The sequence below is a fragment of the Sulfurisphaera sp. genome, assembly GCF_059755235.1.
In genome coordinates this window covers 1-26,156 of sequence record NZ_DBPRYF010000001.1, presented here as the reverse complement: position 1 = coordinate 26,156, position 26,156 = coordinate 1, and the positions used below count along the sequence as shown (strand labels likewise).

Genomic DNA, 26,156 nt, shown 5'->3' with positions numbered 1-26,156 from the left:
GGATTAGTTTTTATAACATTTTTTATGATAGCAATAGTAGCGGGAGTAAGCACACTCTCAATAGCATCAACCACGACAAGCACAGCACAATATGTCTATTTAACAATTAACATCTATGGAAATGGAAATCTAACAGTTAATTATCAAACAATAAACAAGACTACTACTTTCAAAGTCCTTGCTGGTAATCAAGTTATATTAACATCAAATCAACCGTTCTGGCTTGGCAATGGCACGTTAATAACCACCGCATTCTGGGGATGGGTAATGCAAAACACTACACTTAACGTTTACTTCAACGTTTCTGGTGTCACATACCCACCATCAGAATATACAAGAGTTACAATAGTGGACGAGGGCAAGCTCAATTTAACTGTATCAATAGGTAGACTCATATTTAATGGTACTTATTTTCTTACACAATTTTACATTGATAATAGCTCTGCAACATTTTATGTTCCAATAAAGTCAACAGTCTTTATCTTTTATGGTAGTAATTTCTATGTTAATGGAAGTCCTGCATCTGAATGGTCTAGCGATTCGTATGTCTACCAATATATTGTCAATACTTCAACACCAGTATTAGTTGCAACAACAACTAAAAATGCAACTACAACAACAACTAGCACAACTACAAGTACTTTGCCTAGGACAACAGTAATAAGTTTGCCAACACCAAACACTACTGTAACAATAACGCCACACAGCGGAACTGTTATCCCAACATCAACATCATCTAGCAATAGTCAACTAGCTGTTTATGCCATCATAGCTGTGATAGTGATTGTACTAGTAGCATTCTTCGTGATAAGGAGGGTGAGAAAATGAACAGAATTCTAGCTCTTGCATTTTTAGCATTACTCATCATCGCACTAGTGCCAGAGCTAGGGATAGTTGAACAAGGGCATATTATCAATACTACTGCATCAACAAAATATGTCACTATACTATTCGTACTTAATGAGTCAAAAACAATATACCTTGTCTGGGGGCCAGTTGAATCATATTACTATATCAGTATACCTAGTACTGGATATGCAGAAGTTCCAACAAACATATCAATTACTATTGAGTCAGATTATCCTTTTGAGGTAAATGGAAGTCCAGCATCTGATTGGATATTTGGTAATTATGCTTACTTCATAAACTTCACTCATAACACAGTAGTATACATTAACTTTGTACAAAACGCGTCACTAATGAGGAAACTAATAATTGGACAACCAGTTACAAATACCTCTACTTCCACAACTTCATTAACAACTGAAATGCCACAAACGCAAATACCAACAGAAGACGTAACAATTGGAGTTGTCTCATCAATATTAGCTGTCGCAATTGCTATTATAGTATTAGCTCGTTTAGGTAAAAAGAGGGAAAATGAATAAAAAGGGGAAAAAGATATTGTCTTTTTTTATCCATTTGGTGGATGATACATATTTTGTGGTGGGAAACCGGTTGTCCTTACACCTAACAAGTAAGTTCCATATGGTGCTGTTATGTATATTGGCAAGTAATGAATAAACTCGAAGCCAGATGGCTGTCCAGGTGGCCACGACAGCAACATATTCATTAACAAAATCCAGTTGCCAGTATCTGGGTCGTAACCATACAAAAGTACTTGACCAGTGTACATGTTCATTGCAAGCCTATACATAGTTATTGGATCGTTTGTCTGATTTAACAGTGTTACGCTCCACGAAGGATTTGCATATATAGTGGTTTGTGAGTTGCCCCATTGTACAATAGGTCTTGCATATGCATTATATCCAACTTGTGCTATTGTTTCAAGGTTGTTTGGATTTCCTCCCTCAGCAATTTTCCAATATATCGGGTTGTATTGAATTGCTGGAATATCTATGCTATCGTTAGCTTGAGGATATGGGGGGACTAGACCAGTTGAAGTGGTATACGAACCGCCCTGCAAACTTGGTACGTATACAGTTATTTCTGGCCAATTTGCATAATCATAACTGCCATGTCCTCCACCTTTAAGCAATTTATATGGGACATTAGGTGTGTAGTTGAGAGCGTATTGATGTATTAGTAAATATGTGTAATTTATGCCATAGTATGATGGAAAGCCAGTATAGTTAGATGCTGGGAAGTCAATAAATGTTGGCCCTGGGATATTGTTGGGGTCATATGCTTGTATTATTGGGTATATTCCATTGCCAAGATATGGTGTATACTCTAATGGTGCAACAACCCACGAATACCCAAGAGGAACCCACTGACCCCCGATAACATTTGCAGGTTTATATTCTGACCATCCAGTGTCGGTAAGTGCCCATGCACTTCCAGTTACTTCACTAGGTACATAAGCCAAAACATTGGTTATCTCGAAAACGGAAAATGGAATGTATAAGTACCCAATATTCCCATTGCTTATATTATATATTGGTACATAAACTCCAAGTGTTGTGTTGATGTAATCATATGTGAAGTTAATTGCACCTTGCGGATTATTTATATAACTTGGTGTCTCATTTGCCTCAACATAATTATAATATGTCAAACTTGCATTCGCATATATTGCACTATACCATATTGGGTCCATCATCCATGCATATGGATTTGTAGTTATAAGCAAATAGTAATATGGATATGTAAATGGGTTCTTTGTGGCTGAAACTGCCCCTATTCCTAAGATAGTAGGATGCAAAGTCATATAATAGTTCCAGAAGTATGGGTTTGACACATTTCCTGTGTGTTGCACTGGTGCATAGTAAGTTATATTTACCCATCCATTTGTAACATTGCTAGGATAAGTTACAGCAAGAACATCTGTTACCCCATATACTTGATTATATATACCAGCATTTGCATTGACTTTAGTTGCTGTGAAGTTCAACATTTCAACTCCCTGTGTTACATAGAAGTTTGGAATTAGACCAACATTTTGCAACACAGTAGAGTTCCATGGAATTCCATAATAAAGTCCTTCTGGATCAATTTGGGTATAGAGTGGATCAGTTAGCTTAGTTATATTGTACCATGTTCCTCTGTCTGTAACTATGATTGCCCATGACGCATTGCCAACCAAGATGTCTCCTAGCGGTATCACGTTTTGAGATTGAGTTGTTAATTATCTCTCCATTTGGCAATATTATGTGTGTAATGAGGAATGGCCTTGTTGTTGCTAGCTCTATGACTCCATTGTGCCACATTTCATAGACTAGTGGTTCTTGATTTATAGTCTGTAAATACTCGGCACTACTCACTCCAACCTCAGCTTGTTGCTGTATGACGTACATCTACACGTTTAGAGTTGCTACAGTGATTATCAAGAAAATTATTACTCCAAAATTAGGCGATATCGCTCGTCTTGTTCTCTTTCTGAAGAAAAAGTATGCTATTGCGTAGATTATGCTGTATTCGTTCTTGCTGTTTTTCATACTACTCACTGCTCTAACAAAATAAGAGATTTAAAAAGGGGAGATAGGCGGAAAACAACTTTTCTCTTTCTTAAAAAATTTGAAAGACTCAGAAAAGAATGTAGGAAAAAACAAGAATACAAATTATATGATATCTGCTTTTTAGATTTGCAAAATCAACGGAGGTTACAACTGAAAGCCCCGCCCTTTAGGGCGGGGATGAGCTCTGTAGAAAACCTAATTATAACAAAAATAAATATAGAATTATTTAGAATTATTGTTCTCCTTATGTTATATGCTATTATCTTTAACGCAATCTCCTTTTCAGCTAATCCCGGAATCCTTGACCTAACAAATGAACCGCTCTTCCTCTTTATTACTGAATGAGTGGTTTCAGCTATCGATCTCCTTCTGTACTCATTAGGCAAATGCTTTTTCATCTTTTTTGTGTTCCCCTCTTTTTCGTTGTATTGGTACATTCCTCCGGTATTATTGCTCGAAGTCTGTGCTTTTTGCCAATAATGCAGTTCTCCTTTAAGTCATGTCTCTTATCACCAATGATGATTCTGAACTTACTAACTAATCCCTTGTCCATGTCCTCTAACGTCTCCTTTGAATTGTATCTAAGGGAATGTCAAATTAATCAATTATTTGCGATTTATTATCAACAACTGTTGTTGCTTTAACGTACTTCTCCTTTACTTTCAAGGCAAAACCGTTATGCCTCTTATCATATTGAAAGTTATTAGAAGAAAAACAAGGACTGTCAATTATGGCTATATTACTCCACGCCCCCTCAAAATGTTTCACAACCGTATTGGAGACAGATCCACGAACATACAGCAGGCGTGAGAACTTTCAGCCAACTAAGTATTAGTCCGCAAACTCTCAGTTAACTTGTTACTGCTAGAAATTTGGTAATTAAGTTGAAGGGCTGATGGGAAACTCCTTTTTAAATCCGTAAATCTCTTTAAGGACGTCATTATATTTCTCATCTTCAAAATGGTATTTGACAAGTGCTTCCTTTTCACCAGCCCTTTTCACCTTTATTATCTCTTTCAGAAATCCAGCATGTGCTATAAAGTTCCTTCTAGTCACGTCTTTGCTTTTAAGCATTTCCTCAGCGCTCTCTCTTCCACCTGGGTAGATGGAATAATACATCTTCTCTTCCCCAACGCTTAGAGAGTTCATAGCTCTAAACTCGATGTCGTTTAGCTGATCGTTTATGATACTTACCGCGGTCTCAGAAAGGAAATTAGACAAACCTTCATCTGTTTCTTGTAACATTTTTCGTAAATCTTGTAAGGAGTAGTAGCCACCTTGATCCTTTATATCTTTGAGTTTCTCACAGACATGATTAAAGATTAAATCAGCCCAAACCTCATCGCTATTGTCCAAATCTTGGATTGGGTCAGTGACAACAGAGAATGTGTTCTGACCTTCTTTTGTTATTCTAGTGCTACCTATGAACGTCTGACTGTAATCCGGCATCCCATTTTCCCTTTTTCTACATATATAAAATATAGGGAGGATTGAGCCGAACTGAAGGGATAAGACCAATGCCTTCTTTTGCCCTTCCTTTAGCTCTTTTATATTTTCAATGTCAAACTTTGCTCTGTCCTGCGAAAAGACTTTCTCGTACATGTACTCAGCGTTCATCTCAGTTGGTATGAAATCTATAACCTCAAGCTTTACGTTAAGCAACGAGGCAATTCTAGTTGCAACAGTTTGAGCCAGGCTAGCAAAGTAGTTTATCCCATGGGTTATGTCAAGGACTATTTTCTCAACTTTCATTTCCTTTAACTCATTGTAAAGGTTATAAGCCAACAACGACTCAAGGTAAGACAGAGGTAAATAGACTTTCTTTTGCATGTTAGGAGCGCCTTGATTTGATGAAGGTTGAGCTGGAACTTTTTTCTGCTTAACGTTGAGGACTCCGAAGTGATATTCCACTGATTGACCTTTAAACTTCCCTATCCCGGGGAGCACAATGACCGTAACTTTGTCATTGTCAACCCCCGCTTTCTGAACAGAACAGAGGGTGTATTCTTTTACCGTTCCTAACCAATTCTTATACGCCTCAGAGGGGTCTGACAAGCTATTAAAGGGGTCTAGCACTGTGTCACTAGTCTTATCAACGCAATCCTTTATGTCCACATTTCTACTGGGCTTATGTACAAGGATTGAGTCCTGAACTAGAAGGAGGATTTTATCGTAGTCATCGTAAGCTGAGAGGACTGTAAATGAGTCTACATCACTCCCATTTTTCTTTATGTATTTTACCTTTGACCAGCCACTTGGGTCGCCCCAAGTTGAGATGTAAACTTGCATAGTAAATACTCTTACTCGGTATTTAAAAGCTTTAAAAAGTTAGTTTCTATATGAAGATAGCTATAGACTTCGATAAGTTCTTAGCTTAAGGTAAAATAGGAAAGCGGATGAACAAGGCAAGGATGTGATAACGTAGTGAGAGGTTAGCATGACTTTTCCTCAGAGTTAAGGTCTTATAGCAATACAGATAATAGTTTGTCAGAATGAAGGTTTTGCCATAAAGGAAGCAGGTTAGGTTGTTGTTACGTAAGGAGTTTCTTTAATTTTACATGGTACAAAAATCTTCATAAAAGGAGTTTTTCAAAATTTGCCTTTCGCTTCTATGATCAGCTCTTTTGTGCAAGTACCGATTTTCCTAGTTGAGGGAAGCAGTTTTAAGTAAATAAGGGATGATAGGGATACTTAAAGACATCTACTATCATCTAATAAGATGAAAAGGACTATATACGCAAGGATCTCATCAAGACTCTAGCTAGATTCTACGTTTTTACCTAGTCCCAATTCAGTACAATAGTCATAGAAGAATAGCCAATCACTATTTAGCTTAAATTTGAGTTTTCCTGCTACTTTTTTATTTATGAGCCTCAGTTAAAATGATGAGAAATTCGGAACTGGAATTCCCAACCCTTGTTGTCCAGTAAAAGGGAAAACGATTAAAAATAATCCCTTGTTAAACGAAAAGTTGTTTACAAAATGTCTAGCTTTATGTTTCAAGTTGTTTACGTATTAGCTTCCTCAGCACGTAACTGAAGGAAAAAGTTCTATCAGAAATGCGAAAAGCTTCCTTTAAAAAATCAGAAATAAAACACAAAGGCATTTATTATACTTATATTACCATCCACGTCAACCGCCAGAATTATTTTATCAGGGATGTGGGGGATTAACGGACTAACGTCGTTAAATTTTATTATAATTTCATTTAACATGGGCTGAATTGTACTAGGTTTATGTTAACTGAAGTTAAATATGTCCCTTCAATCTTTGCTGACGTTATTAAAGCGTAAGTTTATGAGTACAAAGCGATTAAAGCGCCTCTATCCTTTGTAATTATCCCTTTCCGCTTAGAGATAGGAAGTATATGTAACTGCCATGCAAGCCAACTGTTATTAAAACAAGTTGGTTATTGTAATATTCCAGAGGGAAGAAAAACGGTTCTGAGGTCACACTTACATACGCTACTCTAACAGTACCATTATTTGACGGGTTTATAATTGCGAGATTTACTAGGCATTCAGTCTCTAGGAAATTTGTTATGTTTTGCCAAGGACTACTTACAGTATATATTTGACCATCCACATATACCATTCCTTTTATCGAGCCAGCTTCTTAAATCTCCTCTACTATCTGAGAAGTCTGCGGGTTTATAACTAAAATAGTGTAACTTGGATCAGAGAGGGAGTTGTGGTATTCTACGACGTATAAGTAATTGTTGATGAAAAGCACAAAGCAAGGTTTATTAGATAAAGGGATACGGGAGAAAGTAACTTCATATTTAACTTTTTAGTTCCCTATTGTCTCCCATATTTTTACTCTCTTTCAGTAAGCATTGGATTTTCCTTTCGTCCTTGTTTCAAAAAGTCTTTGACTCTATACGTCCATCTGACAAACATTTAAACAATATGAAATATCAAAAAACTAATTTCGAGACTTTCAATATTGTAGGAGATTGACTCTAATACTGAATTTGAGTATGCTGACACTCAATAGTTTTTTCAATTCTATAGTAGATTAACTCAACTTAAAAGACAAATACGAGATATTCAACAACGTTGACTTTCAATTCTATAGTAGATTAACACTCATTATCTTTTTAAGGAATAATTTGTTGAATTCGTCAATCTTTCAATTCTATAGTAGATTAACGCCGATACTGTGTGAGTGTACTGTTATTATATTATAACTTTCAATTCTATAGTAGATTAACATGAGATAAGATATGATCTGGAAGACTATATTGAAAATCTTTCAATTCTATAGTAGATTAACCGCTGTCGCATGACTAGGCGCACTTGGGCCAACGCCGACTTTCAATTCTATAGTAGATTAACACTATGTACAAAATGAAAATATGGGAAAGAAGTGGCAAAGCTTTCAATTCTATAGTAGATTAACAGCCCAGCATTCTCAAAACGCTACTTCGCAGGTTATTTATACTTTCAATTCTATAGTAGATTAACATATAGGTTCAATAGCTCACAACATTGGAAATCTATTTGCCTTTCAATTCTATAGTAGATTAACAGAACAAGTAAGAGAATATAAAACAATAAGCTATGAAATCTTTCAATTCTATAGTAGATTAACACAACTTAGTACTTAGGAAAATCGCCTTAAGCAAAAAACTTTCAATTCTATAGTAGATTAACAGTTGCGATCTCTTACATCAGAGATGAGAAAATAAACGCTTTCAATTCTATAGTAGATTAACTTTCTCTTTCCTTTTCTCTTTATTAATAACTTTCAATTCTATAGTAGATTAACCTTGGGGCGGGTCGCTATAAAGTATATTGGAAGTACAAACTTTCAATTCTATAGTAGATTAACGCGGAGGCTTGTACAGCGTCGTCAAAAAGTTAAGCGAAATCTTTCAATTCTATAGTAGATTAACAGCGTTAGATATCTATTCGCCATTAGAATTAGCTACATTAGCTTTCAATTCTATAGTAGATTAACTCAGCTATTTCGAAGCGATCAGCGAGTACTACTCCTTCCTTTCAATTCTATAGTAGATTAACTGAGGTAAGAAAAGAATATCCTCTTCCAACAGTAGAAGCTTTCAATTCTATAGTAGATTAACAACTTGAGTACAGTGAGATTTTCGTATACAAAAATGGAGTTCTTTCAATTCTATAGTAGATTAACCGATTTGCTGTACTAGAATAAAGAGACAGCTAAATCTATTCTTTCAATTCTATAGTAGATTAACGAAAATGAACTCTGAATTTAAAAAGAGATTGTTAGAAAAAATCTTTCAATTCTATAGTAGATTAACTTGAAAAAATCTAGTAATGTTGTCCGCATATAATGTTTAATCTTTCAATTCTATAGTAGATTAACTACTATTACGCAATACATTACTTAGGTACTGATGGACTTTCAATTCTATAGTAGATTAACCATGAGTATGCGAAAAATGAATTATATGGCGAAAACCGAACTTTCAATTCTATAGTAGATTAACATTTTTCCGCTCTCATTAGCATATCCCTTTAGCCCTAAACTTTCAATTCTATAGTAGATTAACTGGCTCAATCAATAAAAGGGGGAGCACAACCCTATTTGGAAGGACTTTCAATTCTATAGTAGATTAACCCGCGGTCTGAAAGAGTGGGGGCCGACACTCATAAAAGACTTTCAATTCTATAGTAGATTAACTTTATATACGTCTTTTTCGCTATTTATAGTGGAGGGATCTTTCAATTCTATAGTAGATTAACTTTTGCATGGCTTTTTAGTGAGAAGCGAGAAAGTTAAGCTTTCAATTCTATAGTAGATTAACAAACAAATAAGATGATTTGGTATAGTTATCGTCCCTTGGCTTTCAATTCTATAGTAGATTAACGAAAGACGTTTTCCCCATATACTTTCGCCAATATATACTATCTTTCAATTCTATAGTAGATTAACACAAAAATGAAATAAATCTCTTAGTTTGTCTAAATCCTTGGCTTTCAATTCTATAGTAGATTAACTTTATCTATAAAAAACAACCTATATGGAGCTCAATAAACTTTCAATTCTATAGTAGATTAACGGCTCTTCTAATGGCTTTCTTAATCGCTGGCGTTTTCTCATCTTTCAATTCTATAGTAGATTAACTTGCAATACAACACATTCATCATAAAAATCCTGATAGAACTTTCAATTCTATAGTAGATTAACTTCCAGTCAGAATTACAATGTCTCCACAGATATCATCTTCCTTTCAATTCTATAGTAGATTAACTATATATAATGCAGGGAATTTTAAGGGAATTTTTAACTTTCAATTCTATAGTAGATTAACCGGAAAAAAGTTTTAAAACTTGGTCTTTGTTCTTAGGGTCTCTTTCAATTCTATAGTAGATTAACTCATATTTCGGTGAAAATTATTCTATGCTACAATCTTATTTCTTTCAATTCTATAGTAGATTAACTGAGCTGGGTTATCCAGATGATGAAATAGAGGATAGATTCTTTCAATTCTATAGTAGATTAACGGAATGTGGTTATTGTGTGTTCAATCAAGTATGTCAATATACTTTCAATTCTATAGTAGATTAACCTAGAGGTGGGATATTACTCCCTGAAGGGGGAGTGAGAACTTTCAATTCTATAGTAGATTAACATGTATAAATATGTACTGAATAATCTACCTGCATATTATCTTTCAATTCTATAGTAGATTAACACAGATTATAAGAAACCAAATAAAGAAGTAATGAATTTGCTTTCAATTCTATAGTAGATTAACATACATGATTCTCTTTGTTCATGTTTTTAAGGTTTTTGTCTTTCAATTCTATAGTAGATTAACAAAATCTTTCCTGTTAAAGTAAGAGAAAAACAAGAGAAGACTTTCAATTCTATAGTAGATTAACTCTGAAGAGATTTGCAGAAGTGTTTTCGGTGCTTAGCTTTCAATTCTATAGTAGATTAACTGCTTTACGGAGACATAACGCCTTTGATGTTAGATAATGAGGCTTTCAATTCTATAGTAGATTAACTGAAGACTTTTATACTCGAGTACTAATTAACATATCTTCTCTCTCTATTATAAGCTTTTCTCTTATCATTTCTTACAATTTTTCCACTATAACTTTAAATCATTTCAAAAGCCGGGATTTTAACGTATTCTCTAAAGAGGTAATGATTTTAGGCTAACGTCCTACCCCCTAACGTCTCTACGTCTAAGGAATTTCACTTGCAAAACCGGGACAAAAAATTCAGACTTCCAATTTTTCTTCATAGGACTATACAAAAATCTCTCTCTAAAATAATTGCTCTCTTATATCCATAACTTAAATGATAAATCTCTACAAGCTCGTTATAATCAACGGTTTTATCACATTTACCAACTTCTCATTTGACATCAAATTTAAAATGATAGCCTAATTCAAGAACAATCGTGGTTCTGAAATTTTAGACTCTATAAAGGTTCAAAATTCTGAGTCCTCTACCCATACAAAGGTACTCGTTAACGACTTTTAACATGGGCTGTCAATTAAGAAGTTATGATTATTTTATCTGCATTTTGCTAGATTTAAAGAGGACTTCTCATTTTTGTTATTACTTCAAACTTAACTGCTTATTTCGTTATGCAATTCTTGCCCGCAACTAAGTAAAACCTTATAATTTATTTTTAGGATGCAATGAATATATTTTACCAATTTATATAAGTACAACTTAATTTTTTGTATTTTTTGTCCCGGTTTTGCAAGTGAAATTCCTTAGACGTAGAGACGTTAGGGGGTAGGACGTTAGCCTAAATTCATTACCTCTTTAGAGAATGCGTTAAAATCCCGGCTTTTGAAATGATGTAAACTTAGTTGAAATAAATTGTAAGAAATGGTAGAGAAAAGCTTATAATGGAGAGAAAAGATATTTTACTTAGTACTTGAATATAAAGGTCTTCAGTTAATCTGCTATAGAATTGAAAGTTATTACGATGCAAACGTTTATTACGCCTTCTACTGTTAATCTGCTATAGAATTGAAAGGATAATTCTTTTATGCTCATTTTACATATCCCTCTTTTATGTTAATCTGCTATAGAATTGAAAGATAAATATTGTCCATCTTCTGCATTTACATTGTGAATTGAGTTAATCTGCTATAGAATTGAAAGGGGAAAAAGTGGGGGTTTTTTGCACAAAACACGCAATAAAGGGTTAATCTGCTATAGAATTGAAAGGTTACAAAACTAGGAGCAGATAAAGAAAATGCTACATCAAGTTAATCTGCTATAGAATTGAAAGCTTCATTCATGGGTTTCACCTTGTAGAGCCTCTAATAATGTTAATCTGCTATAGAATTGAAAGGATGTAGGTGATGAAAGTGACTCTGAGTAAAATTCTTGGGTTAATCTGCTATAGAATTGAAAGGGTGTTGTTAATTTCCCCACATTGAATCCAGGCAGTTGCAACGCGTTAATCTGCTATAGAATTGAAAGACGTGGTTAGAATGCTTATTATATTACGCTATCAACATGTTAATCTGCTATAGAATTGAAAGTAACTTCACTTTATTCTTTACTAATATCCATCTAACTTGGTTAATCTACTATAGAATTGAAAGTTTAGTAGCAGAAAAACAAATAGATCAACTTAGAAAATATATTAATCTACTATAGAATTGAAAGTTTAACCCTTCTGTGTTTCCGAATATTATCTTTTTATTCAGTTAATCTACTATAGAATTGAAAGGCGATACTTATGCCAATGTTTCTGTATTACCAGGAAACTATACTGAGTTAATCTACTATAGAATTGAAAGTTATGTTAAACCTCTCTTGGTAAATTCTTCTCACTTCAGGTTAATCTACTATAGAATTGAAAGTATCAGTCACCAAAGACAGTATATGCACAACCTAACACAATGTTAATCTACTATAGAATTGAAAGCCTATATTTATCGCAACCCATGTTGCATTAGCACTGCTTGTTAATCTACTATAGAATTGAAAGAAAATTCGCAAAAATGCGTTAGTTAAGTTTAAATACCCGAGTTAAGCTAGTACAGAATTGAAAGCTAAACCAAGTCCACGCGACACCCTCTTGTTGGCAAAGATGTTTAGGTGTGAATACGAGAAGGAGGTTTATTAAAAGATCGTACTCTTACGATAAACCAAAAACAACATTGCTTTGTTTAGTGTCCATTTTCAGCAGTATTGCTGGGTTCTATTGTATAAACAATATAATATGCTCAAAGCTTCTTGCAGCAATAGGTCTTGTGTCTGGTATTCCTGTCTTTATAAAGACTCTAGAATATAAACGTAAATCAGATGTTTGGTTTATAATCGCAGTCACGTTTTGTTTTATTATTATAATGGACTTCATTGCTTTAATTAATGGCATAAGAATAAGGTTTTAGAGTACGACTTTCGATCATAAATGAATTTTGAGAAATAAACGAGTTTTTGCTTTGGTTCATGTAGCAAAACCTGTTATCAGAAAAAGTGAGAATGAGAGAAATATGTTAGCTAAATTTGTCCAAGTTTATGGTACTCATTCTCGATCTTTTTCATTATTAAGTAGTTAAACTTCTTGTACGTACTATTATGTTGTTAAAAAGAAGAAGATCACTCCAGACCTTATCCCTCTTGTCTCAATCTTTTCGTAGCTATGCCCAAAGTTTTTGTTAATAACGAAAACATTATCTACTTCTGATTTAGCTCACATATTTATCTTAGCTTTTTTCTTTCTAACTTCTTTTGCTATTTAGTTAGTTACTTCCTATTCAATCGCATAGATGTTATCCTTGTTCTTATCCTTTATAATATAAACAAAGCTGAAAGGTTCAGAAACAACTATTGCCACAAGTGGATTTTCATCTTCGTTGTATGACTCAAAAAGCGTAAAGTAAGAATTGAGGGTACCTAACAGTCTCTCGCTATCAAACTTTAGTTCTTCTTTAACCTCAACGTAATAGACTGATAAATTAAAACTTACCTCTTGTTCTTTTTCCCTGTTAATCTGCTATAGAATTAAAGATTATGTACGCCAACAATACGTTTTAGTGCTAATCTCCCAAAAATTTTTGGGGACGTTAATATAAACAAGATAAGAACGTCCAATATAAAACTTCTGGTGAATTTATGTTTTTTAAATAAAATAGAAAATTAATAGAATTAGAACTTAGACTAGAGAGAAAATGATGTAATCCCCTTTATAATTTTCATCTTAAAGTATCTGATCTTTCTTTTGTACCAAACATGATATAATTCTTTTCTTAAAAACAATGTACTAATACACTAAACGAAAATGATAATGACTCTGCAAGGCAACAACAAATTAGTTCCCTCTTTATTCAGATCGGGTGGAAGAGCACCTAAGACAAGAGAAGTACAAAACGTGTTAATGCTCTATTCATATTCAAATCCTTCGTCTATACCGTTACAGAAAACGAGGAGACTTCTTATAATTAGCGACATAGAGAAGCCCACCTGGAGTTGAGAGTGAAAAGTAGGCGTTGGGAAATGAAGAGTTGAATGTACATAAGTATTGGCCTTACTCCGTCACAACAGTTACTGATGAGAATTCTCTTCCCTAGGTCTAAAACTCACCTCAATCTCTCCAAACCCAATACCTCTACTCCTCCCAATACCCAGATACGACGCCACAATCAAGTATTTCAACATACTTCTCTTCAGTTTCTCATAGGGAATGTCAAACTTTATCCACCCTACAACACCCCTAGTATATCTGGGTCTCCCTTTGCTGTCCTCCCCTATTACAGCTGTTACTGGCCTTAAGTTATAACCAACCACTCTAGAAAGGGCGTTAGAAAGCACTCCTAGCTTGAAGGCTCTATTCTCTATCTCCTTTTTCCCAATAACGTTGCAGTATATGTTGTAGGCGTGTGCAGATATAAGCCCAACTGAGGGTAAGGGGGAGAAACCAACGTCGATATTCTTAAACCTCTCTTTTGCAGAGGGAGGCAACAGCAGTTTTGAGGACAGAATAGCTGGGGATTTAAACACGACGTTAATGTTTTTGTCCAAGTTCTTCTCTATCTCTTGGTTTAGCTCGTTGATGTCCACGATTTCTACGTTGTCAACACTGATGTAGAACTCCCCGTAGGGTGTGCTGAATTTCCCGTCCTTGCTTGTCTCTGAGATTAACAACGAAGGGTCTACATTGGAGAAGGAGATAGAGGCTTTAAGTGGCGTGTTAGCGTTAATCTCTCTATCTCTTTCTATTATCCTCTTCCCGTTAAGCCCTAAATTTGAGATAAGTAAAGGCTTATATTTGTCCCTTGAAAAAACTAGGGGCTTAAGTGAGGGAAAGAGCTGACCACTAGATATTAAGTATTTTATTACTTTAGAGGAAGGGGTCGGCAAAATCACGTTATGCAGAGGGATTAAGACTAGAGTGATTCTGAAGACTTGTGTCATTTTACTTACCTTTTAAGCTCTTTGCGTAGCTCTCCGTTAACATAGGCTGAGATCCATCTCAACTCTTTTACTTTGTCGTCGTCCGAATCTAGGTTCATCAGTAAGTCTCTGTTAGCAAAGTACAGCAAGTCCTCTATCCTTTTAGACCCATTAATATACTCATAAATGTAGTTTACAAGTCTTATGTAATAATCCCTCGCTATATGCTCTTTTTTATTTTTGTCTTTATTTTTGTCCTCTTTATCTCCTCTATCACCTACTTCAAGTGCTCTTTTGGCTATTATTTCTAGCTCTTTCGTTAATAACTCTCTCTTGCTTAGTATTTTACCGACATCTATAGTGAAACCCCCGTTTATTACATTTGGTTTATTTCCTCCAGCATCAGTCATTATATATACTCTCAAGAAGCTCACCATTATGTTGCTTTTTACCAAGTCGCTGACTTTTTTGCTTAACCAGAGCGAAAAAGCCGTTTCAGGGCTTATGCCCGGTATGTACGAGTTCTCTAGTCCTTTATCTAACCCATATAGTATCCCCCCTTGAGGTGAAAATACATTAACACCAACAAACTCGTTATTCCCTACCCTAGCACTGCCAATCCTAGTTAAGACCCATCCTGCTGCCGCTAGTATAACATAGTGGGGCTCCACCTCTATCTTCTCTTTTTCAACTTTCCCTGGAACCCTTCCGAACTCATAGTGTTCTGGTTTTATAAAAGAGGGGGCTGAGACCTCGTCGCACTCCTTTACTTTTGAGAAGCCCCTAAATATCTGAGACAGTGCAGTAGTTTGAGGGATATTGTAGCACGACAGCGCCTCTTCCCATGGCTTCCTGTCATTTCCGCTCAGTGGTATATAGAACTTCTTCTGCGACTTTTCTTTATCTTCAGCGATCTCAGATGCCATTCCCAGTACTTTCTCTAGTTCACTATCCTCAATTTCAACATACTTTGTCGTTATCCTTGCCTCTTTTGCTTCTGAAGCTAACTGTAATATGTAGTTATCTCCAAATATATTATAAAGTGGAACTTGCATTTATCTCACCTTCCAACCTTCTTATGAATCCTCTCTTTCTATCACTCGACCTAACTAAATTGCTGTCTAAATTATCCCCTATCATGACGGGGGCTAAAAAAAGATTGTATAACTTAAAATAGTTGTAATTACCTTTCTTATTACCAAAAGCATACAGCATGTCGTAGAATTTTTCAAAAGAATAGTCTTTGGCTTTAATGTCTTTAGATATCAAGCGTCTTCCCTTTAGCTCATCTAAAAGCCAGTTCCCGTATTTTTCAAGGTGTATCATAGAATCTTGAAAGCCATAAGGCTTGTTATTAGGGGAGAAGTCACCTATCCCTCTGATTGCATTTAAGTGGTTGATAGCTGAAAGAGCCAAGAGCTCTTTAACCTTTTTATCTGCGTCATAATCATAATAAAAGAAGAGTGCTGACCCTATTTCGTGGTAAATAAAAGAGGGGTTTGGGGTCTTTGGGTTGCACTCCTCATCAAATTTATCTTGGTAGTATTTTCCTGCCTTCCCTATGTCGTGGAGTAAAACAGCGTCTTTAACCAAATCTTTGACCTCATCCACCGTTAAGCTAATCTCCGCCTTGCTTAACCTATTCACTATAACCTTGTAGTAACTATCACTAATTAGTTTAACCGCTATTTCATAAGAACCTATTGAATGGTCTAAAAGGGATTGATTTGTGTAGGCACAAGGTTTCATAAGACACCACCTATTTCACTATTATAATCATCTATTCTGACACCCAGAATATTATATTTGAGGAATTCGAGCTGAAGACAACCATTGAGTTTAACATAAGCTGGTTTGTGCTCAGTACCAAATACATAAGCTGAGTTACCTTTCTTCTTTATAATACTTATAGCCTCTTCCTCAGTCAATGGAATTGCCTCTTCTGGCTTTTCTGCACCTGGTGGGAAGCCTAGTATTATGCTTGCGTCCCTAGTTAATGAGCAGACTTTCTTGTGTAACTCCATAACTGCCTTTGAGCCCATAAAGACTGAAGTGTCCACAACTCCTAGGTCGTGCAATAATGTGTATCGTATTTGGTTTTTATAATTCCTATTTAACAATATTTTCTCGTTAATCATCTTTACCCCTTTTACCCTTTCGCTCGTTTCCTTAACCTCTTCCTCGTCATACACCTTTCCGCTAAACGGGAAAATGTAGACCTCTCCTTTACCTCCATATCTTGCTACCCTTCCGGCTCTTTGGATGAGGTTATGTGAGGGTGCTTCTTCAGTTATTAACACATCGAATGTGGTGTCAATCCCAGCTTCAATTACTTGGGTTGATATCACCAGTTTTGCCCTTTCATTATCTTCTTTAGATAGTATCCTTTTCACTTTTTCAGTCCTGTCTATTCTGTTAAACTTGCTGTGGATTAGAAGTGGTGATAGACCTTTATCTTTCAGCTTCTTATATGCATCTATAGCCCCTATCCTAGTGTTATAAGTAATCAAAACCCTTTTACCTTCTTTCAATTTTCTTTCTGCTGTCTCTAATGCCTTTTCCTCGCTGTCTAGGAAGTCAACTTTAATCTCTCTGTCAATGTTGTAGTCTGTGGGATTAACAGTCTTCGTTTCCTTTCCAAGGGAGTCCTCCAAGATCTTTTGCAACTCGTCATCAATTGTGGCTGACATAACTATAACCGGCACACCAGCCTCTTTTAACGCCTCTAGTGCAGCCAATCCAGCTGTCAAGCTTTTCCCCTCCTCCCCTAATAGGTGGAACTCGTCGAAAAGTACAATACTCGAGTATATCATTGCTCTTGGGAGCTCAAAATGTGAGCCGTAGTCTTGAAAAACTTGCTTTAGTTCTACTGCAGGAAGCTTAAAGAGGTTCAAAATGAACGTGTCCAGTGTTGTAACATTGACTTTTCTCATGAAATATGGGGAGTCGTGGTAGTCCATGTCTTGGGCCCCAATGTTGTTTGTCTTGACTATTTGTTTCTCCGCATAGCCCTTTAGCTTCAAATATAAGTCTTGGACTATTGCCCTAAAAGGTAAAACGTGGATAACCCTGCTGGCAAAATCCCCACACCCTTGTGCTACTGCGTTAGCCAGTATTGCAGTTAATGTTGTTTTCCCATAACCGGTTGGGGCTCTTAAAATTACGTTGTGCCCGTTTTCGATATGTTCCAAAGTTTCTTCAATCCCCTTCCTAGGGGTAAAGTTGTTGGCCTTTATGAAATCGTAGTAGAGGTCAAGCAAGCACGACATATTCATCACCGACTTCATAAGCTTCTTTAGCCTCAACCGTTACCTCTTTGCTCTTTAAAGGATAGATCCTAAGGGGCACTACATACCTCTCTGGTGTTCCTTCTTCACCCCACAAGTACGCCTTTTCGTCCCAGAATGTAACGTATTCAGTAAACTCCTCGTTTTCAACAATCTTCACCCTGTCTGGGAAATAGTACTTGGTAGTAACTTTTGCAGAGACCTTTTTTGCCTCTCCGATCTCAACGTCCTCAACGCTTACTAGACATTCTTTACAGCCAATTCTAATTATGCCCCAGCTTAGCCTCTCTAACTCCTCTTTGCTCATTGTGTCAGTGAGATAAACAGCTACTAGAGTTCCACCGGGGGAGTAAACCTTGCCAGTTGGGACCACACCGAACTTGTAAGTAGGGTCTAGCCTTCTCTCTGGCCTTTGGAAGTAACTAAGGACGTTCCTTATTATGTCCTCTATGTAAGTACCTTCAGAGGCTAGCCTAGCTGTAGCCTTAACACCCTTAAGCTTATATGCAGGGCTCCCACCAATTTTCCCTACCCTGTCTGTGTCTATCCCTCTAAACTTGTAGTAAGATAAAGCCCCAATAAGAGTGGTAGGAGGAGGTAGGTAAAAAGCGGACTTAGCCTTAGCTGCAGTGGGTTTGACTACAGAAAAACCCCAGTGTAACTTTAAAAAAACTTTTGAGTAAATCATTTTTATCCCTTTACCTTCTTAACTAACTCATCTATCAAGTCTTCGACTGTAGACATATTATTAACGTTAGATGTAACATTTTTATCGTTAGTTGGGACATTCAGTCCCTCGTTGTTTATCACATAAGCCTCGGCAGTCTTTCCATTGAATATGTTCTTTGCTTTCTCCATCCTTCTTATTGTGACCTCCACATAGTTGTTTTCGTGTGCAGGCTCTGGAATGAACGGGAAGTCTGTGCGTGTGACTACTAAGGACATCAGCTTCATTGATGGCAAGAACCTAGATCTCTTCCCTCCAAAATTGCCAGAGAGTACTGAGTATAGCGCCTTTATCGCTGCCTCGACCCTCTTTTGTTTCTCGCTCTCCAGCTTTGCCTCGTCTTTATGTTTCTCACCAACAGTAGACGGTACAGCTATTAAGTCCTCATCTAGCTCGAAAGAGAGGACGTAGAGTGCTGACGAGACTTCTACATTGAATATTGCTTGTCTGTCCTTTTCCGCTCTATTGGAAAACCTTACGTGGAACTGGGCCTCTAGCTGTGCCGGTATTTCTTCCCCTTGCAGTGCAGGGATCATGTAGCCGAACTTTATCCTTGACGTCCTCCTTATTGGTATTCTCCCAGCATACATAAATCCTCCTACATCAGCTACCACGTCCTTCAGCATTACCTCTACCTCAAACCTCCTCGCGTCGTCATAGTCTTTAGGTGGGGTAATGTTCTCCTGCTTTAAGACCTCGTCCGTAGAGAACTTAATGAACTCATACTGGGAGGAAAATGAGCTTACTGGTAATTTCATGCTTTTTGAAATATCTACTAGTGTAGCTTGGTATGCGTGGGCTAGTGCCTCCCCAGATATCACTGGGACGTACCTTATTAGATATTCTCCGCCGGATGCCTTTACCACAACTGGAGCAGTCCTATGCTTAGTAAGGTTACCTATGCTCTCTACACCGTTTAGGGACTCAAGGTTTACTAAGAACCTAACTGAACCGCTTATCACTGCTCCTCACCACCTTGACTTAGCTTCAGTTTGTTTGCGGTGCTCATAGCTAGAGCACCAGCCTTCCTTGCATAATACACATCCTTTTCAATCATGCCCAAAAAATTTTCAATGTCTTGATCTGTAGGGAGATACCCGAATACTTTATATATCACCTTCTTATTTCCTTCTTCCTCTTTCACTATTTCAATCATGTTGCCTTCCCCCTTTTCGGGTTTAGTATTTCTGATCTCATTATTGTCAATCCCTACCTCAACCACCCTTTGGACATCATATAAGACTTTAGTCACAGCCTCCTTAGATAACGCGTTAGCAAACCGGTCTATGAGTGTGGGCGAGTCACTGTACAAAAACGCTGTAGCCAAGAGATTTGAAACCCTCCTAATTATTTTGTCTTCGTCCACTCCCACTCTCTTTTCACCAACAATTATACTATAACAAAAGAAGTTAATAAACTTTTTCTTTCATGTGTAGGGAAAGCTTTTCCGCAAATTAGGAAAAACTAGGACTCGTAAATTTTCACTAGGATTTTACCCTTATTAGTTAAGTTATTGGAGTCATCTATTAACCCTTCTTTTTTCAGCTCATTCAATCTCCTCCAAGTAGTCGTTAAGGGTACTCCAGCTCTCTTACTTATTGAGCTTGTGGAGTTATACCCCTCGTTTATCGCCTTCAATATCTCTATGTGGTCCTTTGTAAGCGGAGTTGATAGGGGTAATACGTCCTTGACCCTGAAGTCATACACGGCCTTAAAGTCTTCAGTCTCTATCTCAACTTCAGCATCTACACCAGTCAAGAGAAAAGCGGAAAAGACAGCGAAGTTCAGCAGTCTCATCCCCCCGCTCAAATTGATGAGGAACTCTTCCCCGGGGTTGGAAATGATAAGCTTACCGACCTTTACTACAATGCCTTGAAAGTCGTGGGGATCCACTTCTATTGACTCGTAGGGCATGCCAACTTGATTAAGGAAGGATGTGAAGTCCTCTAACGCTTTTTTGGCTTTCTCTTCGCTAAATCCGCCTATAGTAACAACTTTTTCAATGCTCTTAGCCCTTTTCACCAAAGCTCTTATCTGAAATTTTATGTCGAACCCCAACGTGAAGATTGCTATCATAATCCTTTATCAAGGAAAAAGAGATTTAAATTTTTCCCTATTTCGGAGAATAGGAAAAGTTGGTTTGAGCTGGAAGCGCTCTGAGGAATGTTCATCAAATTGTTTGCTTCGGTGTGATTTTCTGGGTTTACGACTTATCGTAAAATCCCGATTTCTCATTGGATAAGAGGAGTACAAATTGATTAAACAGAGTGTGATTATACCAAGTCTCCCTCCTATTTCTCTAAGTTCTCAAAAAAGAAATGTCAGCTCTTTATCATGTTGCAGAACTAGGTCTGGAGAAATATAAGTTACGAAGATGCTATTCAAGTAATAACTCAGAATTTATAGTCCTTTTCTCTTCTTCTAAATTCTTCACTTTATGTCGACCTCGAAATTCTTGAAGTGAATAAACATGAAATCATGCTTTTGCCTTAAATGAAGATATGAAACCTTTCTTGAGACCATGAAATATAATGGTTGCTGATAGTACATGGCTTTCTGTGATTCATGTTCATTGTGATAAGAGGCTTAACGATTTGTAGGGGTGCAAAGAAAAATATGCCAAAACAACCCTAGTTATTAGTGATAAATCACAGATAGCTGCTTTATACAGTGTTTATTTTAGAGGTACTCACGATTCAAAGGAGTTCAAGAAGATACTGAAGAGTATGATAAGGAAATAATCAGTAAGATCGATATCATCATTAGTGACAAGGGATTTGATTCGGAAGAAGATCACATTGCTGAAAGAAAGCATAGTTTTTAGTAATAATGCCTGCAAGGAATAGGATATACCGAATATATCTAGGGTGACAGAAAGAGGATGAAAAAGATTTGTCAGAAGAGTACAAAAGGGGGTTCGATGGTTGGGACTATGTATTCAATAATAAAAAGGAAAAGCGGTTCTTTCGTTAGGTCTAGAGTATCGTGGCTGACTGAAAGGGAGGTGCGTTAAAGATAACAACATATAAGAGTAATAATCCTAAATAATTCTGCGTTTAATTTTGTTATTTATAGGTTCTCTACTGGGCTATGAGAGGAGAAAATTTAAGTGTTTCAATCTTCAGTCACTTGACTAGTTATTACTATGAGCTATCTTTTTTCTGCTTTTCCAAGTCCTTTTTATTATTCCGTTACACATTAGAAACATTTTAGTTATCTTTTTCCCCGTTGAATCTGGAATTACCTTTCTATCTCGAGTTTACCCATTGTAGCTTCATCACTAATGTTAGTCCTTCTTACCGTTAGTTTACCATATGAACCTTTTAAACTTTAACTTTTTCTCTAGTTCTTCACAGAAATTTTCTCTTTTACTTAAACAAAGTCGATAAGCGGAAGCTATGTAATCGGCAATCTCAGATCCGGGTGCACTGCTAGCATAGAGAACTTTAAATGCTACTCTCTTTTGTAATTTTTTAACTGCTTCGCCCTCTAAATCACATCCCTTTCCTAATTGTTATTATTATAAGCGAGTTAGAGACTGGAATTGAGTTTATTACGCTTATGACGTAAAAATCTGCATATTCCTCGCAAGTCTTTGGTATTTTGTTGAAGAGTAGCACTCCAAAGTTAATTTTAGATTTTAATATCTCTTCAAGGAAAACTTTTCTACTTTCGTCAGGGTCATCCCTAAAATGGAATTTCCTTCTTCGTCTTATCTTATATGATAATCTCTCCAAAGCCCTATTCTTTATGCTTTCTGGCAATATATTTTTCTCCGTCCACACTACGGATAAAACATAGAAGGAAAAGTTTGCCGAACTGTAAGATTCATCGACGAAAACATAAACTTTTTTCATATATGAGCCTTCTTTCAAATAGTTATAAGGGTTTCTACTTACCAAGAGACTTGACAAATCTCTTGGTCAGATTATTCGTAAATCTCGATTGATAGCCCTCGTGGAATATAAAAATCTTCAAAACTCATTATTCCCCATCACTCCCCTCGGGAACCCTCCCGAGGGGTCCTGGGGGAGGAACACCTCATTCCTTTTTTTATCGGGGAGCCTCCATAGTATATTTAATAAAAAGCTTTATTTAAAGTTTTCTTATTACAAAGCTCTGTAGAAAACCTATAAATAACAAAATTAAATGTTGAGTTATTTAGAATTATTATCCTTGTTATATGCTGTTATCTTTTACACAACCTACTTTTCAGACAGCCACGATACTCTTGCCTTTCTATAGGAGATTAACATATCGTCCTCGTCCTCTCCTTTACTGAGCTATACATTTATCTTTCAATTCAACACGAGATTAACTAAGAAAACAGCAATCTATGCAATTGGTGGATTAGCAGGCTTTCAATTCTATAAGAGATTAACAGTCTAAAAAATCCAGACCAACACTACCTTACAGAACACCTTTCAATTCTATAAGAGATTAACGTTACTATGTAGGTCTAACGTTACAATCAATGCAAGGAATCTTTCAATTCTATAAGAGATTAACTAGTATTCCCGTAAATAGTACCGTAGTTGAAGTAGTATACTTTCAATTCTATAAGAGATTAACACAGTGAAGCAGTCTATGTACCGTCGAGGCATATTCTAAGTTCTTTCAATTCTATAAGAGATTAACTATCCCGCGTTGAGAGCGCATGTAAAATATAAATACCATTTCTTTCAATTCTATAAGAGATTAACTTGGTACAACACCTGGCTTTATTGAACATGTGGATATTAACTTTCAATTCTATAAGAGATTAACACAAAAACCCAAGGTGTTAGTTGTTTCTACGTGGAAACTACTTTCAATTCTATAAGAGATTAACCTAGCCCCGTAGCAGAAACAATTATTGTAGCCTCTGAAGACTTTCAATTCTATAAGAGATTAACAGAGTGAGTGATAACCATGGAAGAGTACATTAATTTCGTTAACTTTCAATTCTATAAGAGATTAACTAGAGGTAGCCCAAAACAAGACGAAAAGGGTTCATCATATCTTTCAATTCTATAAGAGATTAACGTAAGGCGTTACACCGAGAATATCTCCAGAGCTCAGAAAGCTTTCAATTCTATAAGAGATTAACATTTACTGGGGGGTTAAACGTGGGAAAAGCCATCTTGGCTTTCAATTCTATAAGAGATTAACTATGGCAGCGAATAATTATGAAGATGATGGAGAATTTGACTTTCAATTCTATAAGAGATTAACGAGGAACTGCAAGAACACGAGGCAATATACATTCCACCACTTTCAATTCTATAAGAGATTAACGGTTTATTCCTTGGTTCACGTGAAAGCCAGTGTTTAGAACTTTCAATTCTATAAGAGATTAACATGATGAATAGTATAAGTCAAATTCTTTTTTTCATTTTAACCTTTCAATTCTATAAGAGATTAACCGGTCTTGAAACTTTATTTGAAGATATAGGTTCACTTTCTTTCAATTCTATAAGAGATTAACTACTGTGATGACGAGGAAGAGGAAGAACTTTCAATTCTATAAGAGATTAACTTGGTGCTGTCACTGAATTAACTTGTGCTAGTTTGATCTGCTTTCAATTCTATAAGAGATTAACGGTTAATTCCCCATGGGAATAGGGGAAATAAAAGATTTTCTTTCAATTCTATAAGAGATTAACAAGACCTAGATCATTAGAAGAAAAAATTGCTGAAATGATGACTTTCAATTCTATAAGAGATTAACCGTAAATAAGGGCGAAAAAATACAATAGATAGCTTTATATAGCTTTCAATTCTATAAGAGATTAACTTAGTAGAAGAAGTGACAATAGTTGCACCGCCAATAAATACTTTCAATTCTATAAGAGATTAACATAAATCAATTTGCGTATATATCCTATATATAATAATATCTTTCAATTCTATAAGAGATTAACAAAAATGGACGTGAAACCTCAAAACATCGAAAATATAGCTACTTTCAATTCTATAAGAGATTAACTAAGTTGGTTCAGGGTTTGGAACGGATTTTGTATGGCTCTTTCAATTCTATAAGAGATTAACAGAGAAAAGATAAACACGCAATATATCCTATTATAATATATCTTTCAATTCTATAAGAGATTAACAGGAGAAAAAAACGGGAGTAGCTGCTTTTACTAGCAAAGACTTTCAATTCTATAAGAGATTAACATATGGATATTCTGATAGTTATACAGCATTTTTAATTCCTCTCGACTTTCAATTCTATAAGAGATTAACAAGAATAAGAGGGGAAAGTCATGACTTCCGTAGTTCTAATCTTTCAATTCTATAAGAGATTAACAGCTGGACTTGGTATCACAGCGTGGGATATAGAAAACTCACTTTCAATTCTATAAGAGATTAACATACAGAAAGCTCTTAGTGAGTTGCAGGATTACGAAGATACTTTCAATTCTATAAGAGATTAACCTAAAGAAATGGATAGAAAGCCCCATAGAACTATTACTGTACTTTCAATTCTATAAGAGATTAACCCAGAAGTCAAAGAGTTAGTAGTTTTACCACGTTTTATAACTTTCAATTCTATAAGAGATTAACAGTAAGAGCCCCTTTAATTCAATTTCATATACTAACAAAGCTTTCAATTCTATAAGAGATTAACTTATATAAAAGCGGACAGTTTAGCAGAGCCCAGTTAATCTTTCAATTCTATAAGAGATTAACACATGGGTAGCGATCAATATAGGCGGTGTTCTCGCCTTCTTTCAATTCTATAAGAGATTAACCTGCTTGCGCTAGAGTGTTGTCCTCGAGAATGACATACCTCTTTCAATTCTATAAGAGATTAACAAGTACATTCATGGACACTTGAGACTTGCTTTAACAAATTGCCTTTCAATTCTATAAGAGATTAACTTACTCCAGGTATTGTCCCAGCACCTAAACAATCCTTTTCTTTCAATTCTATAAGAGATTAACTAACAAATATGTAGAGAGATTAGAGCTAATTCGTAAAGCTTTCAATTCTATAAGAGATTAACATAACTTTTCTTTAATATGGGACGTAAACGGACAAGATATCTTTCAATTCTATAAGAGATTAACTTATCATAGATCCTATGGCTAATTTCAATAAGTTCTTTGACTTTCAATTCTATAAGAGATTAACATTAACAGCAGACATACTAGTCGTTGGTCAAATTTGTCCCTTTCAATTCTATAAGAGATTAACTTTGTGGTGAGGTGGAGGACGTGGGTGTGTGTGAGGAAGCTTTCAATTCTATAAGAGATTAACTGAAACTTTTTATACCCTTTTACTGTCTTATATTACTTCTTTTCCTATTATAAGCTTTTCTCATATCATTTCTTAGAATTTTTCTAACATTCTTTAGTATCATTTCAAAACCCGGG

Annotated in this window: 17 protein-coding genes, 1 pseudogene and 2 CRISPR repeat arrays; of the genes and pseudogenes, 3 read left to right on the top strand and 15 right to left on the bottom strand. The window is 35.9% G+C overall.

Translation table 11 applies throughout. From position 1 onward, the window contains the following. Together AC3OCB_RS00090 and AC3OCB_RS00085 are read left to right on the top strand one after the other, a co-directional pair. Nucleotides 1–828, top strand: a pseudogene (locus tag AC3OCB_RS00090) (hypothetical protein); the annotation flags it as partial. After that, a complete protein-coding gene (locus AC3OCB_RS00085) occupies nt 825–1,388 on the top strand; it encodes a hypothetical protein (protein WP_498340097.1) in 564 nt (187 codons plus the stop codon). The pseudogene AC3OCB_RS00090 and the gene AC3OCB_RS00085, both read left to right, overlap by 4 nt. 26 nt (nt 1,389–1,414) lie before the next feature. Here the strand turns inward: AC3OCB_RS00085 and AC3OCB_RS00080 are convergent, their stop codons facing one another. The 6 genes from AC3OCB_RS00080 to AC3OCB_RS00055 all read right to left on the bottom strand — a co-directional run bounded on the left by AC3OCB_RS00080 (nt 1,415) and on the right by AC3OCB_RS00055 (nt 7,004). Next, a complete protein-coding gene (locus AC3OCB_RS00080) occupies nt 1,415–3,046 on the bottom strand; it encodes a hypothetical protein (RefSeq protein WP_498340096.1) in 1,632 nt (543 codons plus the stop codon). Beyond that, nucleotides 2,982–3,224: a hypothetical protein gene (locus tag AC3OCB_RS00075; RefSeq protein ID WP_498340095.1), complete on the bottom strand. Its 243-nt coding sequence runs from the start codon at nt 3,222–3,224 to the stop codon at nt 2,982–2,984. Before AC3OCB_RS00075 ends, AC3OCB_RS00080 begins: the two co-directional genes overlap by 65 nt. A gap of 33 nt (nt 3,225–3,257) precedes the next feature. Next, nucleotides 3,258–3,398, bottom strand: coding sequence for a hypothetical protein (locus AC3OCB_RS00070; RefSeq protein WP_498340094.1), 141 nt, complete (start codon nt 3,396–3,398; stop codon nt 3,258–3,260). 155 nt (nt 3,399–3,553) lie between these two features. After that, complete coding sequence (locus tag AC3OCB_RS00065; RefSeq protein ID WP_498340093.1) at nt 3,554–3,856, bottom strand: hypothetical protein; 303 nt, start codon at nt 3,854–3,856, stop codon at nt 3,554–3,556. A gap of 442 nt (nt 3,857–4,298) precedes the next feature. Continuing rightward, on the bottom strand, nt 4,299–5,708 hold the full coding sequence (locus tag AC3OCB_RS00060; RefSeq protein ID WP_498340092.1) for a TM1812 family CRISPR-associated protein: 1,410 nt from the start codon (nt 5,706–5,708) through the stop codon (nt 4,299–4,301). A gap of 1,047 nt (nt 5,709–6,755) precedes the next feature. Continuing rightward, a complete protein-coding gene (locus AC3OCB_RS00055) occupies nt 6,756–7,004 on the bottom strand; it encodes a hypothetical protein (protein ID WP_498340091.1) in 249 nt (82 codons plus the stop codon). A 413-nt stretch (nt 7,005–7,417) separates the two neighbouring features. Beyond that, nucleotides 7,418–10,414: a CRISPR direct-repeat array (repeat unit 24 nt; unit sequence CTTTCAATTCTATAGTAGATTAAC). Nucleotides 10,415–13,668: 3,254 nt separating this feature from the next. Here AC3OCB_RS00055 and AC3OCB_RS00050 point away from each other — a divergent pair. Next, nucleotides 13,669–13,860, top strand: a complete 192-nt coding sequence (locus tag AC3OCB_RS00050) for a hypothetical protein (RefSeq protein WP_498340090.1) — start codon at nt 13,669–13,671, stop codon at nt 13,858–13,860. 71 nt (nt 13,861–13,931) lie between these two features. Here the strand turns inward: AC3OCB_RS00050 and cas6 are convergent, their stop codons facing one another. The 9 genes from cas6 to AC3OCB_RS00005 form a co-directional block, all read right to left on the bottom strand. After that, nucleotides 13,932–14,801: a CRISPR system precrRNA processing endoribonuclease RAMP protein Cas6 gene (gene cas6 / locus AC3OCB_RS00045; RefSeq protein WP_498340089.1), complete on the bottom strand. Its 870-nt coding sequence runs from the start codon at nt 14,799–14,801 to the stop codon at nt 13,932–13,934. A 5-nt stretch (nt 14,802–14,806) separates the two neighbouring features. Continuing rightward, nucleotides 14,807–15,835: a type I-A CRISPR-associated protein CsaX gene (gene csaX / locus AC3OCB_RS00040; protein ID WP_498340088.1), complete on the bottom strand. Its 1,029-nt coding sequence runs from the start codon at nt 15,833–15,835 to the stop codon at nt 14,807–14,809. Beyond that, nucleotides 15,816–16,529 (bottom strand): CRISPR-associated endonuclease Cas3'', encoded by a 714-nt coding sequence (locus tag AC3OCB_RS00035; protein ID WP_498340087.1) that lies wholly within the window; start codon nt 16,527–16,529, stop codon nt 15,816–15,818. Before AC3OCB_RS00035 ends, csaX begins: the two co-directional genes overlap by 20 nt. Then, complete coding sequence (gene cas3 / locus AC3OCB_RS00030; protein ID WP_498340086.1) at nt 16,526–18,049, bottom strand: CRISPR-associated helicase Cas3'; 1,524 nt, start codon at nt 18,047–18,049, stop codon at nt 16,526–16,528. The genes AC3OCB_RS00035 and cas3 overlap by 4 nt, the downstream gene beginning before the upstream one ends. Continuing rightward, the gene (cas5a, locus tag AC3OCB_RS00025; protein ID WP_498340085.1) at nt 18,033–18,755 is read right to left on the bottom strand and encodes a type I-A CRISPR-associated protein Cas5a; all 723 of its coding nucleotides are present in this window, start codon (nt 18,753–18,755) and stop codon (nt 18,033–18,035) included. The genes cas3 and cas5a overlap by 17 nt, the downstream gene beginning before the upstream one ends. A gap of 2 nt (nt 18,756–18,757) precedes the next feature. Beyond that, nucleotides 18,758–19,756 carry a type I-A CRISPR-associated protein Cas7/Csa2 gene (gene cas7a, locus AC3OCB_RS00020; RefSeq protein ID WP_498340084.1) on the bottom strand — a complete coding sequence of 333 codons (999 nt, stop codon included), beginning with the start codon at nt 19,754–19,756 and terminating at the stop codon, nt 18,758–18,760. Further along, nucleotides 19,753–20,160: a type I-A CRISPR-associated protein Csa5 gene (csa5, locus tag AC3OCB_RS00015; RefSeq protein ID WP_498340098.1), complete on the bottom strand. Its 408-nt coding sequence runs from the start codon at nt 20,158–20,160 to the stop codon at nt 19,753–19,755. Before csa5 ends, cas7a begins: the two co-directional genes overlap by 4 nt. 98 nt (nt 20,161–20,258) lie before the next feature. After that, nucleotides 20,259–20,870, bottom strand: coding sequence for a CRISPR-associated CARF protein Csa3 (csa3, locus tag AC3OCB_RS00010; protein WP_498340083.1), 612 nt, complete (start codon nt 20,868–20,870; stop codon nt 20,259–20,261). Between the two features lie 1,418 nt (nt 20,871–22,288). Next, a complete protein-coding gene (locus AC3OCB_RS00005; protein WP_498340082.1) occupies nt 22,289–22,651 on the bottom strand; it encodes a hypothetical protein in 363 nt (120 codons plus the stop codon). Nucleotides 22,652–23,024: 373 nt separating this feature from the next. Next, nucleotides 23,025–26,040: direct repeats of the CRISPR family, unit length 24 nt; unit sequence CTTTCAATTCTATAAGAGATTAAC. Nucleotides 26,041–26,156: the final 116 nt, after the last annotated feature.